Source organism: Bifidobacterium pullorum DSM 20433, from assembly GCF_000771405.1.
Classification (GTDB): domain Bacteria; phylum Actinomycetota; class Actinomycetes; order Actinomycetales; family Bifidobacteriaceae; genus Bifidobacterium; species Bifidobacterium pullorum.
The window spans coordinates 128,547-143,728 of the sequence record NZ_JDUI01000001.1; the positions used below are offsets into that span (position 1 = coordinate 128,547).

Consider the following 15,182-nt stretch of genomic DNA (forward strand, 5'->3'; position numbering starts at 1 on the left):
CCGCAGATGGAAAAACAGCAATCCGCGCACAGTTCAGCCAGCCACACTATTAAACAGTCATCTTCTACCCACGGCGCAAGGAGCATGCTTCCAATCAAACGCCTTATTTTCATTCCTTCATTCTTTCAAGTAAATCCTTCGATTCCTCGGTCAACGACCCATCTTCGGCAAGCATCGGGGTGTCCACCACAGTCTTGATGGAAATCGCAGTGGACACGACCGTACCGATGACGCCTTTGCTTTCGTCCGAATACACGGAATAGTCCTCGCCTTCGGTCGCGATGATGTCCTCCATCCGGCGGATCAGCGGCAGGAAATATGCATCGAGCCTGGTAAGCAAAGCATATAGCATATACGTACGTCGGCGAATGGCGATACATTGTTCGGCACCGGCCTCCATCTCCTCGCAATATTGGTCGGTCTGTGCGGCATATGCTTTGGCGTTCTCCAGATTCTTACCCGCTTTGGCTCCTACGATCATGCCCATGACAAGCAGCGCAGGCCCCGTCACCAACCCACCGAGTACCGCCATGCCGCCCGCGATTCCCATGCCGCCGGCGGCAAGCGATCCACCTCCGAAGAACGCCAGAGTGGCGTTCGAGGCGGCGACGCCGCTGAGAGTGCTGATGGCCGTGCCTGTTGATGCGGTCGCGAGCGCGGAAGCGGCGCTATATGCGCCGAATGCGGTCAATGCACCGCCCGCGACGCCGGTCACGCCTCCCTGCAACATCGATGAAGCGAATCCGTTCATCTTCTTCAATTCGTCGAAATCAGCCTGTTCCGCATGAAACCGCTTGGCCTCGAACAAACCTTCGGTCTCGGAGAATTCGACGTTCTTCAATCGCGTGAACGCACCGAGAAAACGGCCGATATTCCCTTCAAGGATGACGAGTTTTTCTCTACCGAGCTCCTCCATGGCATTGTTGCATTGTTTACGAAGCTCCTCCAGTCTTGACGCCGCCAGTTCGGAACGAGTTTTTGAATCGTCGTTGAGCTTTTTCGCCTTGCCATGGTCGCTCACCCCCTTAACGAACATCCCCGTGCCCGACATGGCGGATACGACTGCGGCTCCGATGAACAGCGGCACGAACACTGGCATGATAGTTTCCTCTCCCCTGACGGTTCTTTTTGTATGCTGTACGTTCTCTCCGAGACCTGTGCGTCACTTCTTGCCGAATAACCCGCCGAAGACGTTCTTGGCGGCGCCCAGCGCGTTCTTGGCCTGTTTCTGTACCTCATCGCCAATGGGATTAAGCGCTCCCTCGATGGCATGGCCCGCCGAATTCAGAGCGGAACCGGCCTGTTCAAGCACCGGCTTCGCCGCGCTGCCCGCGGTATCCGCAACGTTCGCGGCCTGTTCCTGAACCCAATTGGCCGCGGGCGCGATTCCCCCCTCGATCTTTTCCTTCGCATGGTCGATAATATCCTTCTCCGGCATTTTAGCCTTGCCCGGCTTCGGTGCCAGTTCGTCACCGATAAGCTGTTCAGCCGCGCGTTGGATCGCCGCACACCGCTTATTCATTTCGTCGATGATGGGCTTGATCTCCGCATATGTGCCGTTGGAGGATTCCAAGTATCTTTTCTCATTAAGCACCGCGGAAGCGCTACGCATCAACTGTTCCATCTCTTGGAATACGTCCCTGTCGACCCCGCAATGCCGGGCGACGTGACGAATCATCTTCAACTCGTCTTCCGAAGCGCCGCCGTCCGCAAACGAGATGGAAAGCATATTCCACACCAGCAGTCGAGAACTCACCGCATCCTGAGCGTCCGTATCAACGGCGTGCAACGCATCGTCGACCGCTTCCACGAGCATTTCGAATCGATCCGTGGACAACGACGCCTGATTGACCGTGTTCCGGCACCCGTCCACCAGTTCTTCCCGGTAATTCCCGAACATCTGAGGATCGATGTCATTACCGATCGCGTCGAACATGTCGCGTTCCTCGTCGGTGACATGCTCGTCGACGGCAATCAGATAGTAATACGATGACAGCGCGTCTTTCGTCGAAACAAACATCGTCGCTCTCCTCCTATAGTTTCAGGCTCTCATCGGATGCCATCAGATCATTGAATTCGCTCATACTGCGGAATTGCGGTTTGCGTCCCAACACTTCGCAGATCTCGGCATTGCCTGCGATATAGCCGTCAGGATCCTGATTGATAATCGCTTGGTCCATCGCCGCGAATCCGGCTTCGAATGATGTATAGCAGCGCTCGAAATACTGCTTGGCGAGCGTGTCCATTTCCACGCGATACCGACGAATTGCCTCAATCGCTTCCGCGCATTCCTTTTCCATGCGGATGCGATCCTCACGGGCGAGCTCATATTCCTCAAGCGCCATGGACAATTCTCGATACACGGCGAGAGCGGCCGAATATCCCACCGTGCTGCCGGCGACGGAAAGCGCCATCGTCGCCATCGTCCCCATACCCGCACCGGAGGCGGCCGCCGCTGCCGCTGCGGCACCCATCAGGCTGCCAATCTGACCGACGCCTTTCTCCCCCAGTTCCTCCACGCACTGGGCCGGCGTGATCTTACCTTGGCATAGACGCACAACGCTTTTCCCTACTTCGACACCCGCCGAAGCCATGCCGGAGACGACGTTGGTTTGAGAGACATACCGCACATACTCACTCGCCGAATTCTGCATGGCACCTTTGACCGCGGAACCGGCAAACGCCGTCACATATCCCATCGCAGCAGCGATGCCGACTGTTTTCCCGACTTTGCCTGCCGCTTCCTGCAAGTCCTCTTCGCCCTTAACATAAGCGACGAATTCTCGCACCAGGGACATGGCACCAGTCACAGCGGCCACGTTCAATGCCTGCTGGACGCCGGCCTTGTGAGCGACACCGATCACATCCTTGACAGTGGCCCACTTGGGATGCTGGACGGCCTCCATAGCCTCACGGCGGGTCAGACCGCTTTTGCGAAGCTTGCTTTTGATGGTCCGCAGCTTGTCGATTTTGCCCTGAATCTCGGCCTTCTTATTCGGCGAGGCATTCTCCAACAGATCGTTCAGTTCATCCAACCGTTGATCGATAAGACCTGGAGTGCCGTTACCCCCTATGAGTGCAGCGTAATCGTCATCGGCGATGTCTACAACAACGTCTCCTTCAAAGTAACGCTGATACTCTTTGCTTTGCAATTTTCGCAGCAGATCCTTGTGAGATGAACCCACGAATTTCATCTGCTCGGCACCACCAGAAACCGTCTCGCCTTTGGCATCAACCTTGTTGATATCCACAAGCCAATCATTGGCCACGCCCGTTCGATCATCTTCGCGTATGTATCGTTCGTTGTCCCCATTGATAATAGCGCCGGCGTTTCGCCGTGCCACAGATTTGATTTCGGCCGCAAAGCCGGCTTGCTGTTTAAGCTGAATATTCCGATACCGTCCAGCGGCTTCCTTCTGCTCAACGATGGTTCTCAATGCACCGTGAGTATTCGACACTTCATGGTTCCGACCCGCGTATGCAGCATAATGTTCGCGGGCGGCACTGCCAAAAAGCCGAACAATTTTATCGGTTTCCCCGTGCAATGCAGCATTGGCCATTTCGCCATCCAAGTTCCGTTTCTTCACCGGCGATTGAGTCTCATCTTCCGACATATTCAGCCCTTCATCTGAACTTCCGTTGTGCCCTAATTCAAAGAATAGCCCATGTCTCTTTGCAAGAATGTACTCCTAGCTACGACGTCGCCATACCCGTCAAATGACGGAACAGTTCAGGGTCCAAAGGTTTGGCCAGACGCAGGTTGGCGACGGCGAGGTTCACCGTTGCGCCGCCATCTCCTTCGGTCTTCCGCGTAATGGTATGCAAGTCGTTGACTGCGGCGACGTGTCCGACGTAGTAGTACTTCGCCTCGTCGGATTCCTCCTTGCGCATCACGAACAACGGAATGAAGTGGTCCTCCTGCCAGGCTTCCGTGCCATAGCCGTATTTCATCCACTGGAACTCCGGCGAATCCTCGGTGCGGTTGTTCTTGCTGAAATACCGCATCTCCTGCAACCCAAGGAACCGGTCGTCATACTGACTGTTCGCGTACTTGACAAAGATCGGCATGGTACCGGATGCCTTATGGCAGAAGTATCCGCCGACGTTCTGCCCGTTCATCTCGTCGGACCAGCCCAGTAGCCGCATGACATCCGCCAGCTTGTACTTCTGTTCATACAGGAATCCGCGATCGAAAACCCGACGTCCCACCCGAGCGCGCTCGAACATGATAACGCCCGGTTTGTTGCGCACTTTGGTTGAGGCCTGAATGAAGGGACATGGTCCGTCGCCGGGGTACGATTTCAGTCGCCAAACATAAAACCGCTATGGAAAGAGGCGACGAACCATGTCGAACCAGATTCTACAGGTCGACGAGAACATGCTCGAGACGAAGCTGGACCGTCTCGTGTCCCGGAAGGTCGAGGAGCTGTTGAACGCGATGCTGGGCGCGATACCGCGGCAAGGAGACCATCGACTTCAGCGAATACCTCGGCCTCAGCCGGTCGACCGGCATCGTCTTCTCCCTGTTCGACAGGCGCCGCAGGTCGGCGCCCGGGTCTTTTTTTACGGCCCCGAACCGCCTCCCGCATCAACGCGTTCCCCCAACTCCAGCTCCCGTATCCGCCAACGCAGCACATCCGGGTCATCGCCCAGCAGTTCGTGCTCGGTTCCGGCCTGAGGCATGGCGTCCCTCCGTTCCGGTCTCCGGCGCCGCCATTCCGCCGGCGCGGTACAGTCTCATCCAATGATGCACCGCGCCGGTGCCGGCGCCAAGTTCTGCGGCCGCCTGCTTCCGCTGCATGCCGGACAGGCACAGCCCCACCGCGCGACGCCGCGTCCCCAACGGTACGGGAGGCTTGGGAACGACGTCGGCATACCGTGGATCGGCATGCAGCCACCGCTCCAGGCACTGCCTGGTCGGATACCCCAGATGCTCCACAACCTGCTTCGTGGACATCGACGTCGTGAAATACAGCTCCACCGCCCGCTCGCGCTCCTCGCGACCGGACACGGCAACAATCCTTCCGCTCAGTCTCCAAGAAAACGTCCGCAGCCCCATGATTCTCTTGGATTCGTTACCCTTTCCACGCATGTGCGACATGTTGAGACATCGCTGTTCCTTCACCAAAACGTCCGACACCAGCGTCACCTCCATACGTCACACTTCTTTGAATATCTTCTTGAAGATAAGCTGCGTCATCACTTCGTCGAGCTGTTTCGCCGTATGTTCTGATTCAATCAATGCTCCAAGTTCAATGTTTCCCTGCTGCCCGTGGTATGAAAGGTTCGCGGAGGTTATCAGCGTCTGCCTCATATCCACGGAGATGACCTTGGCATGCAGAGCCGCCATCTTGTCTTCCGCATTGCTGTAGTCGTATATCTGAAGGAAGCGCCCCTTGTAGTGGAGCAGCTTGTCGACATCCGGCTGCTTCTCGACGTTGTTGATGAAGAACTTGACGAACACGCCTTTCTGGCTCTTGTCGATGATGGTGTCCGTCAATTCGGAGAAATATGAGGAAAGGGAGTATCCGGTTATCAGGATGTTCCTTTTCGCTCCTTCGAGCATTGACTGGACAACTGTCATCGTCGGCTTTGCATTGATTCTGAACGACGGCGGCGCGGTCACGACAAGAGAGACCTTCTCAGTGTTTTCCGTGGTCAGAGCAGCACAGATTGTCGCAGCTATTTCCTCGCAATCTACCGATGACAGGCCTGGGTATTGCCGGTGCAGGATGTCTGTGGCATTGTTGGTACCGTTGGCTGCATCTGCCTTTATGGTATTCAGCAGTATTTCTCTTTTTAAATCTCCACCTGACACAGCTCATTCACCAGCTCTCTGAAATACGATGTCTCTTCGCGTCCCGAAAGAGGAACCACGAGCCCCCGGTCAAGCATTCGATTCCCGTTCTCACATGCGGTTTCTGAAATCATGCAGCACGAATGGCATGCCGCGCCGTTGGAGTTCTTCCCGGCCGGGAGCGTGTTCATGCATTCCGGGTCGTTCGTGCATACAAGTGCCTCCTGGAACGCTTCCCTCATGAGGCTTGTCATCTGTTCTGCCGTACCGAGTTCCACGAGACCTCCGAGAGAGCCTTCCTTGTCGGAGCTTCCTGTATAGAGCAGAACGCCTGCCATCTTGTCGTCGAAGTATATTCTCTCCCTTATTGCTGAAGAGGAGTATCCCGACGACATGGCCATCTGCTTGATGAGAAGATGGGAGAAGGTATGCATGAGGACATAGACGGCGTTGCGACCCGCCTTTATCGTCCATCCCTTTGATTCACAGTACTCCCTGTAGGAGGCGGCATATTTCTCTGAAATTTCTCTGGTCTTCGGCTCGGTCAGCCACTTTGCAAGCGTCTGCCTGTTGAATTCGATGAAGATTCCTTCGCCGTTTACCTCCACTGCAGGAAGCCATCGTTCATCCCTGCCTTTTGTCAGGTAGACGATATTCGGCTGTTCATCCGCATCCGGATCAGGAGCGTCAACCCGTGTGAAACCAAGAAGCACTCGCACCTCGCGCAGTCTTGTTACGCGGATGATCCGCTTGAAGTAGTGCTTGAAGTATTCGGGAAGAGCATCTTCCTCTGCTTTGAAATGCTTCTTGTTGGACTGATAGGTCGGATCATTGTGATGCGTGATGGCCTCATATTCCATCCGCTTGATTTCAGTGAATTCCTTGATGTTTTTCATGCGCCGCTCATAGGCAGCATCGAATTCATCACATGCATAATCAGAAAAATATTCTTCATAAATCTGTTGAAGGCCTTCTTCTTCGCTGCGTCCGAATCTCACGGCCATCTTTTTCGCCTGTTCGATATCGCGAAGATGCTCATCTATCAGGTTGTACAGGGGGTTGATCCATGGCGGAATAGAAATGGCGCTTCTCGTCACGGCAAAATACACATTTGATGCACCGCGCTGAGACGGAATGACCGGTTTCTCGCAGTGTTCACGTCTGGTGTGTGGTCTGAACGGATGCATGCCGCTGCACGACAGTCCCTCGAAGTTCCGGGCCTGCGTGGCTCCGCTCATGCTTCTTCTCGCACCGCAGGAGCACTCCACCCGCATATCTGACAGCGTGGATGTGTTTCCTGTTGAGTACATCCTCATTTCCCCTTTGCAGTCTGTATCTCCGCGATGAACCCACCAGCTCCAGGGGAAATCAGACATGTGTCCGTTTTCGCAAATTGTGATGAAACGGGCAGGATAAGCACGCCAGTGGCAGTCAGGGCAGTTAACGCTAAACTTCAGATACTTGTCGAGATCATCGTTGATGATCCCTCTTGCATCAAAAAGCCTCCCGCACTTTGAGCAGACATGCCAGTAAGGAAAAGTCACAACCGGTATGTCATGAGCAAAGGATGTCCTCGGCATATAGAAGGCATCCACATTCAGATAGGACGCAAGCCGTCCGTCTATGATTTTCTTTCCCCTGTCCTTCCAGTACGGGATATCCAGAATGGTCACAGAGTCTTTCACTGCATCCACGACTGCCCCCGGTCCAAAAGTCGTGATGATTTGATTCGGGCGCAGCTCGCCAAGTTTGTTAATGTCGTATCCGGCCATATCATTCCTCCGTGTAATAGTACATATTTGCAGCGCTTTCCACGTCACGCATTGACCGCAGGGTAGGCTTCTCATTCTCGATATGAGGCTGCTCATATCCGTTCATAAGCCTGTTGTACTTTTCCGTTCTCACAACGTAATAGCGAAGAGGCTTGTCCTGTGATGCCAGCAACTTCCATTCGTCGATGAATTTGTCAATCTCTTCGCTCGCATCAGCTATTGCGGAAGGCTTGACGATTTTTACCCGTTCAAGAATCATTTCCTTCACTGCATCGATTTGATTCTGTGACAGAGAATTTATTGCCACAGCATCCTTGTTATCAGCCATTTCCGGGTACAGAAGCCTTATCGCAGAAATGACAAGTGCATGCAGAACACGGTCGCGCGCCCTTGCAGAGAACGGAGTGGCCGTTGTTCCTTCCACGAATCTGTAGAGCTGTGCGTGGTATCCGGTGAAATTCTCGTAATGAGACAAGTCGCGCGGCCGGTATGCGTTGTACAGCGTCACGACAAGACCCGGATGAGCACGCCCGATACGGCTTGTCGCCTGGATGTATTCGGAGTTCTGTTTTGGCTGACCCGACACGACCATAAGACCAAGACGATCCACATCCATGCCGACCGCAATCATATTCGTTGCAACTGCCGTGTCCATATGATCCTTTGCGGTATAGGGCAGCTCAAGCTGGTTGAGTTTTTCTGGTATTTTCCAGGACGACATACGCGATGTTATCTCATCGTTCTTATTCAGATATCTGAGCTTTTCGAGATGGTACCTCTTCCGAATGCGCTTTATTCTGGCGGGAATATCATCCTGCAGAAGGCGTACCGCACCACCGAGTTCACGTATGCTGTTGAAATATCCGATCAGGGTGTAGTACGGATCGATGACATCCTTGTATTCATCCTGCAGGGAATATGTATAGACCGCTTGCAGAATAATGGCATAAGTTCTCAGCAAGGCTGTTTTCACAGACTGCCCGGGGGCACAGATTCCGACATACTTTCTGAACGGGTCTTCCTCAACCGGAATCTCGCGTATGAAGAAGCTGTCGCCGATCTCAAAGCCGTTCGGCGGGAACTGCTTCGTTGTCTTTCTGGCATACAGGCACTTCGCTTGGTTGTCTGCATTCTTGATTGTGGCCGTGGAGACCACGTACTTCGGTTTGATTCCATCATGCGTGCACATGTCCTCGATGATGGTCTCATACGCACCATAGACGGTCCCAAGAGGCCCTGTGATCAGATGAAGCTCATCCTGAATGATAAGCTCCGGTGGGAGAAACGGCTTCACCTGCGTAATCTCTGCAGCAGGAAGACCGGATGTCCTCCTGTGTTTCGGATGTTGTTCTGCACCAATCGCAACATATCCGTCACGGCTGCACTTGCGATCAATTCTTCCGAACAGAGCGTTTGTGCTCACGTCCCACGGCAGTCTCGCGAACTTGTCGACTGTTGACAGGATGATGGTCGGGCATTTAGCGTAGATTTCCTCGTCCACCAGGTATACCGGAATCGGGATGCGTTCCCCGGTCTTTGGGTATTTATAGAACATGCAGTGTTCGTCCGAGCAGTAGATTTCCACGGACTTCCTGTCCGGGTCAATATAAAACTCTTCCTCTGTAAGCTTCTTGCCGCAGAACGGACAGGTAAGAAGCTGCTTATAAAGCAGTTTCTTCTGATTTCCTGCCTGGTAAGGTCTTTCCGGATTTTCCTTCAGATCATCAAATCTGTTCGGAGTCACACTGCCTCCGACCCAGAAACCGATGCTGATGGGTTCCGTACCGTACTTCGGATAATTCTTCTGTCTTACAAGCTCGGCGGCAACGACCATTTTCGTGATGCGGTCACGCTGCTGCGTTGTCAGAAGACGAAGTGTGTACCGGAGGATGATGGTCACCCCGCCGTCACGGTTATATTTGTCAGATTCGGAAGCACGAAGGCGTCTGTTGGCGATGGTAAAGGCCATGAGTCCGAGATAGGCCTCCGTCTTTCCACCGCCGGTCGGGAAGTAAAGCAGGTCGACGACGTCCCGCTCCGGATCTTCCGGGTGGACGATTCCCTTCAGATTCATCAGGATAAAGGCTATCTGGAACGGCCTCCAGGCGAATTCATTCTTTGGATTCATAGGATTAGTAAAATCCTTGAAATTGCATTCAATGCCCTTACCGTGCTTCTTCGAATAGTTCTTTATGCTGTTCTGCATAAAGATGATGCTATTCATGAAAATGAACGCCTCGAATGCGATGTCGTCCGTCTCGATGATCTGAATGCCTTCCCGTATTCTTCGCAATGCGTCCCGACAGTGTCCGATGACGGTATTCCCGATACTCTCCGCGAACCTCGGATCATTCATCCGAAAGCTTCCTGCGAGCGTGTCGTCAATCCACTGTTCATATGAATCGGCGAGCGTGTTCAGCCTCAGTATGGTTTCTGATTTCCTGCCCTTTGCCGCCATCTGCCATGTTGAAAAGTATGTGGGTGAGAATCCTTTGAGAGCGGCACTGACGCCTGGATACTCGTATTCCGGGATAAATGCGGATTCCACATAGTCCGTACGGCCGTTCCCGGTCTTACCCCATACGGCGGCACAACCTCTGCCACGTCCCATGATCGGTCGCTGCTCGAAATAGAACTCGTCAGTTGCAAGAACATGCCTGCAGATGTGTTCCGCGATGAAGACCGCAGAGCCATCCTCGGCATGGGCCTTGATTCCGACCTGAAACATCAGGCCCTCGATGTCACTTGAGGGATTGCTCCGCTTGTTCACGACATAGGCGGTGACGAGGGAATACCCGTTCTTCAACGGAATGCGGGATACATGGACGTGAACGTTCGAATCCTTTATGAGCGGGTAGTCCTTTGTACGTCCGAAGTCGCTGAACTTCACATGCACGGTTTCGCTCTCGGGGATTCTCTTGTAGATCGGGCGACTGCGTTCCTTTTCTTCCTTGTCAATGTACTTTTCAGTTGATTTCGTATAATCGCCCCAGGTTACATCTAGGCAGATGCCGTCGAGGCTGTTTTCCACATAGAAGCTGATGCCGATGGATGACGGAAGCTGGAATTTCGTAGTGGATATCGGCTCGTTGTCGTCATCCTCACCAGCAGTGAAGTCCTCGTTCTTTTCGTAGTCGACGTCCGCTTCGATTTCCTGTTCGTTCTCGTCCGGCACATTCTCGTCGCGCTGCGGCTCGAGCATGCCGACGATATAGGCATAGCGTGGATTCTCGTCCAGAACCTCCTCCGGAGAAAGCGGACCGATCAGATCGGTTCTGATTGCGTCTATGATTTTCCACCGGACCTCGGCGTACTTGAATCTGTCAGGCATTAGTCCTCCTCCTTTATCGGATGAGCTGTTCCGAGCGTGTATTTGCAGGTGTTTCCGGGATGAATGTTGTCATCGGAGATGAGCCGGTACTCCCATGTCTTGTGGTCGGGATCGGCCGTTGTGGCGAAAGTGCACCACCTGATGCCTTCGCGCGCCTTGGAAACAACCTCTTCGTTGTTCACTTCATTGAGCGCCTTGACCTCGACCATGTATTTCCCGGTCGTCGTCTCCACGAGAAAATCAGGGTTGTACTGCTGACCGGCTTTCCAGAACAGGCCGAGCTGGTTCAGCGGCGGCTTGATCCAGCGAATCACGTCCGGATCCTCCTCCAAGATGATGGAGAAGAGCCTCTCCGTGTCACTGTCGAAGGCATTCGCCGGATAGTACGACTTCTTGTAGCCTGTGAAGAGATACTTCTTTATGTTGCTCTTGTCCGTGAACGGCTTGTCGTAGCGCACCTGTCCGTCCTTCTTCACGCTCTTGACGAACTTGCGGAAGACGATGAGATCCTTCTGGACGATGTGGACGTCCTGCGTCTTTCTGTCCATGTGTGCGTAAATCTGTTTTTTGATATCGTTCACAATCAACCCGGCATAGCGGCGGACGATTTTCTTCTTTTCCTCCTCGTCTCCGGGTATCTGAGCAAGGTACTGTTCCACAACGTCGATGATGAAGTCGGCGTCGTCGTAGGAAAGCTCGCTGATGGAATCGAGCAGCATGCATGCCAGAGTGTTCCTGGCATCCTCGACCTCGAGCGCCTGCGCGTCCACAACCGTCAGAAGGTGCTGGTTGATTGCATCGAAGCGCTCGATCTTTGCTGTGGCAACCTCGAAGTCCTGTATGGTCCGCTTCACTTCAAAGCGGTTGAACTTCACCTCGGAAGTCGTCTGTACGAGGATCTTCGGCACAGATATGGCTTTCGCCGAGTATTCCGTAACCGTCTTCGTGAATTCCTCCTGCGTCATCGGGCGCTTGCCGGTCTGCGTATCCGGTGTCGTCGAGACAGTGTCAGTACCGGAGCTCTGTGGTCCGGGAGTTTCCCCGGTCTGCATGGCTTCCGGTGCTACGTCAAAAAGACTTAGCTGGTTGGGATTATCGGACTTCCTGTTCTTCTGCTGCGAGGCCATGAAGTTCTTGACGTATGCCTGATAGATTTCAAGCTGTGTCTGCGGATTGCGCACCTGGTCAAAGGACTTGATCCCGGCGGATGTGATGGCCTCGTCGACGAACGAAAGCTGTCCCTCCTCGAAGGTGCTCGATATGTCCACGGACTCCGAGTCCTCAACACCGGACTTGTCCAGATCACGATAGCGGAAGATGTCACTGTTCCTGATTTCATCAACAAGCTCCCGGTAGTGGTCGTGCGCCACGATATCGAGCGTGTCCAGATCCTCGTTGCCGGTCTGCTCACCGAACGGGAGACGCAGGCCGCGCCCGATGGTCTGCATGGCGAGGATGTCGCTCTTAGCGGCGTTGAGCGGGATGATGGTGAACAGGTTGTTGACATCCCAGCCTTCCTTCAGCTTGTAGACGTGCAGAACGATTTCTATCGGGTTTGCCGCGCTCTCGATGGAGAGAAGAAGCCGGACGTTCTTCTCAGATTCCTCGCCGGTCTGCTTCGAGTGGATCTCGATAACTTTTCCCTTGTACTTTCCATTCATGAAATCATCGCTGTCTATCAGAGCGCGGATTTTCTTCGCATGATCCGTGTCCTTGCAGGCTATAAGTACGATCGGTTTCACATAGTCGAGCTCATTGTTGGCGCAGTATTCCCGAAGAACGGTCTTCCGGTGCTCGTGCAGTGTGAGTCCGTCGCGGATCTTCATCTCCTCAATATCGTCCTGACTGTATCCGGCGATGTTGGAGCGTCCCATGACAACCGGAATCTTCAGATATCCTTCGGCGGCTCCTCGCGCCACGTCATACGAGTAGATGACGTTCGACAGAGACTTCGGCGTGGCCGTGAATTCCAGTCCGAGAATCGGCCGCAGATAGTTGATTGCCTTCATGGACGCAGGAGCATAATAATGGTGTGCCTCGTCCATGCAGATGACGAGGTCGTCGAACTGCGCGAGCACGTCTGCGAAGGATGCGCCGAGCGTCTCCTTGAACTTGTGGAAGTTGAACTGCGTGTCGGTCTTGCTGTTAAAGATCTTCCCGATGTTGAAGATGAAAAGCTGGATCTCCGACGCATGGTCGACGAACAAGGTGCCGTTCTTATACTTGACCGGGTACTGGTCGTAGTTCTCGCCATCCCAGACGAGCGGCCTGCCCATCTCAGCCTCAAGCCCCTTGAAGATGTACTTCGGATGTGCAGGATTGGATTCCTTGCGCAGCTTATCGTAGATGGTATTTCCGGGCGCGAGGATGAAGAAGTGCTTATATCCCTTCGTCTTGTACAGATAGTAGATGCAGGCTCCCATCAGGCGTGTCTTGCCGATACCTGTGGCCATGGCGTAGCAGAATGACGGGAAGTGGAACTTCGACCGAACCTTCCTGTTGTTCTCACTGTATTCGGACGCAGCGGCCTCCACAGTTTCCTTGCCGTCACGTTTGTAGTCGCAGTGCGTGCTGATAGCATCGAGATAAGAGAGAGCTTCCTCCTGCGGCATCCTCAGGCTCATGGCGTATTTGATTTTCGATACTGTTCCCGACATTTACCGCACCTCGCTTTCAAAATTGCACTTGTCCAGGAGATCCTTCGGAATCTTCTTCACCTCGATGTTGTCCGGCAGAATCATGTCCGACTGGATCTTCGTCGCGTAAATCAGGAGAGACTGCCCCTCGTCGAGGTGCTGTGACAAAGAGCGGATGTATTCCGCGTTCACGAACTCCGTGGTCACATGGATGAACCGCTTCTCCGACGAATGGCCGTGGAAGACGTCCTGTGGCTTGTACTTGAAGCCTTCGATCTTGCAGATCGCCTCACACAGCATCTCGAACGTGTAGGTCGGGTTGATCTGGTAGACCGGCAGCTTGTCGTTCTTCACGAGCAGGCTCGGCGCAAGCTCATAGAAGTGGTATCCGCCGCCACCCTCCCAGTTCACAGCCTTGGAGATGCCACTTGTATCTGTATCATCAATAACAGAGTCTAACCTTTTCTTACAGTGCGTATAGGCCTGCTCACCCATTTCAATCCCAATCCATCTGCGGTTCATTTTATGAGCGACTGCAGCTGTTGTCCCTGATCCAAGGAATGAATCAAGAACCCAGTCGCTCTCATCAGTACTCAATTCAAGAATTCTTTTTATGAGGTGTTCTGGTTTTTTTGCCTTTGGAAAATTCACATTTCCTTCATTATGTAAATTATTCGAAAGAATATCATCCCAAAGCGTTGTTAATGGTTCAGCTGTAGTCAATTGTCCATCAATAACTTTCATCTTGTCTTTGTAAAACAGGAGGCGTTCCCCATTAACAAAAAACATATCTGGCGCGTTATCTCTTTGCAAATAAAAGATTTCACCAGGGCTACCTTTTGATTCCTGCACTACATTCTGAATCTCTTTTCCGACACTTTTTAAATCAGGTCTTGCAGTACGCACAACGGACTCAGCATGACTCTCAACAAATTCATCAACAAGCGAGGGATTCTGCTTCGCAATTTTACGTGCTCCCTTTACATCAACCTTTTGATCAGATGCAAAGGCTTCCATTAACGTGCAGAATCTCCAATTATGATAGTCTTCAGTTGCATTAACAATGAATTTACCATATCGGTTATCTCTTCCACGTTTTATAAAAACTCTGTTTGGATTCCAATAATCTTTATTCTTTGAATATATCAGAATAAAGTTTGTAGTTGTGACGCATCCGGGGTTAATTGCCTTGTGACCTGTTGCCGCTCCCTGCTTAAATGTAATTAAATAAAGTCGGTTCTTTCTTTCAAATATTTCATCCATGACCAGCGTCAGGTATGGTAAATACGAATCGTCAATGTGAACAAAAATGGTGCCATCATCTCTTAATAACTCATGAAGAAGAACCAGTCTTTTTCTCATCAAATTCAGCCAGATTGACATTTCCAGATTATCGTCATAGTTCTCGAAAGCCTGGCCGGTGTTAAAAGGCGGATCGATGTATATGCACTTGATCTTCCCAGCAAAGTCCTGTTGCAGCGCCTGAAGTGCAATCAGGTTGTCTCCGTGAATCAGCATGTTCTCACTGTCTGGATCGCCGTAGGATTTCTCCGGATCCTCAAGGAGTATGCGCGGTTCGACTGGCTTCTCCTCATCGTATTTGCCGACCCATGTCAACTCGAGTTTTCCTTTTTTCTGCATGACTA

10 protein-coding genes are annotated in these 15,182 nt (G+C 52.7%); all 10 read right to left on the minus strand.

Annotated features, from left to right (window positions below):
- Window positions 1-109: 109 nt before the first annotated feature.
- The 10 genes from OU11_RS00545 to OU11_RS00590 all read right to left on the minus strand — a co-directional run bounded on the left by OU11_RS00545 (window position 110) and on the right by OU11_RS00590 (window position 15,177).
- Entirely contained in the window at window positions 110-1,099 is a 990-nt protein-coding gene (locus OU11_RS00545; RefSeq protein WP_033513891.1) for a hypothetical protein, read from the minus strand.
- A 63-nt stretch (window positions 1,100-1,162) separates the two neighbouring features.
- Window positions 1,163-2,020, minus strand: coding sequence for a tellurite resistance TerB family protein (locus tag OU11_RS00550; RefSeq protein ID WP_033513892.1), 858 nt, complete (start codon window positions 2,018-2,020; stop codon window positions 1,163-1,165).
- A 13-nt stretch (window positions 2,021-2,033) separates the two neighbouring features.
- Entirely contained in the window at window positions 2,034-3,614 is a 1,581-nt protein-coding gene (locus tag OU11_RS00555) for a hypothetical protein (RefSeq protein ID WP_033513893.1), read from the minus strand.
- Between the two features lie 79 nt (window positions 3,615-3,693).
- The gene (locus tag OU11_RS00560; protein WP_033513894.1) at window positions 3,694-4,227 is read right to left on the minus strand and encodes a DUF3427 domain-containing protein; all 534 of its coding nucleotides are present in this window, start codon (window positions 4,225-4,227) and stop codon (window positions 3,694-3,696) included.
- Between the two features lie 415 nt (window positions 4,228-4,642).
- Window positions 4,643-5,155, minus strand: a complete 513-nt coding sequence (locus tag OU11_RS09390) for a helix-turn-helix domain-containing protein (protein ID WP_188599634.1) — start codon at window positions 5,153-5,155, stop codon at window positions 4,643-4,645.
- Window positions 5,156-5,158: 3 nt separating this feature from the next.
- Window positions 5,159-5,818, minus strand: a complete 660-nt coding sequence (locus OU11_RS00570; protein WP_033513895.1) for a phospholipase D-like domain-containing protein — start codon at window positions 5,816-5,818, stop codon at window positions 5,159-5,161.
- Window positions 5,800-7,569 carry a DUF1998 domain-containing protein gene (drmB, locus tag OU11_RS00575; RefSeq protein WP_033513896.1) on the minus strand — a complete coding sequence of 590 codons (1,770 nt, stop codon included), beginning with the start codon at window positions 7,567-7,569 and terminating at the stop codon, window positions 5,800-5,802. The genes OU11_RS00570 and drmB overlap by 19 nt, the downstream gene beginning before the upstream one ends.
- 1 nt (window position 7,570) lies before the next feature.
- Window positions 7,571-10,900: a DISARM system helicase DrmA gene (drmA, locus tag OU11_RS00580; protein ID WP_033513897.1), complete on the minus strand. Its 3,330-nt coding sequence runs from the start codon at window positions 10,898-10,900 to the stop codon at window positions 7,571-7,573.
- A complete protein-coding gene (locus OU11_RS00585; protein ID WP_033513898.1) occupies window positions 10,900-13,557 on the minus strand; it encodes a DEAD/DEAH box helicase in 2,658 nt (885 codons plus the stop codon). Before OU11_RS00585 ends, drmA begins: the two co-directional genes overlap by 1 nt.
- A complete protein-coding gene (locus OU11_RS00590) occupies window positions 13,558-15,177 on the minus strand; it encodes a site-specific DNA-methyltransferase (protein WP_033513899.1) in 1,620 nt (539 codons plus the stop codon).
- Window positions 15,178-15,182: the final 5 nt, after the last annotated feature.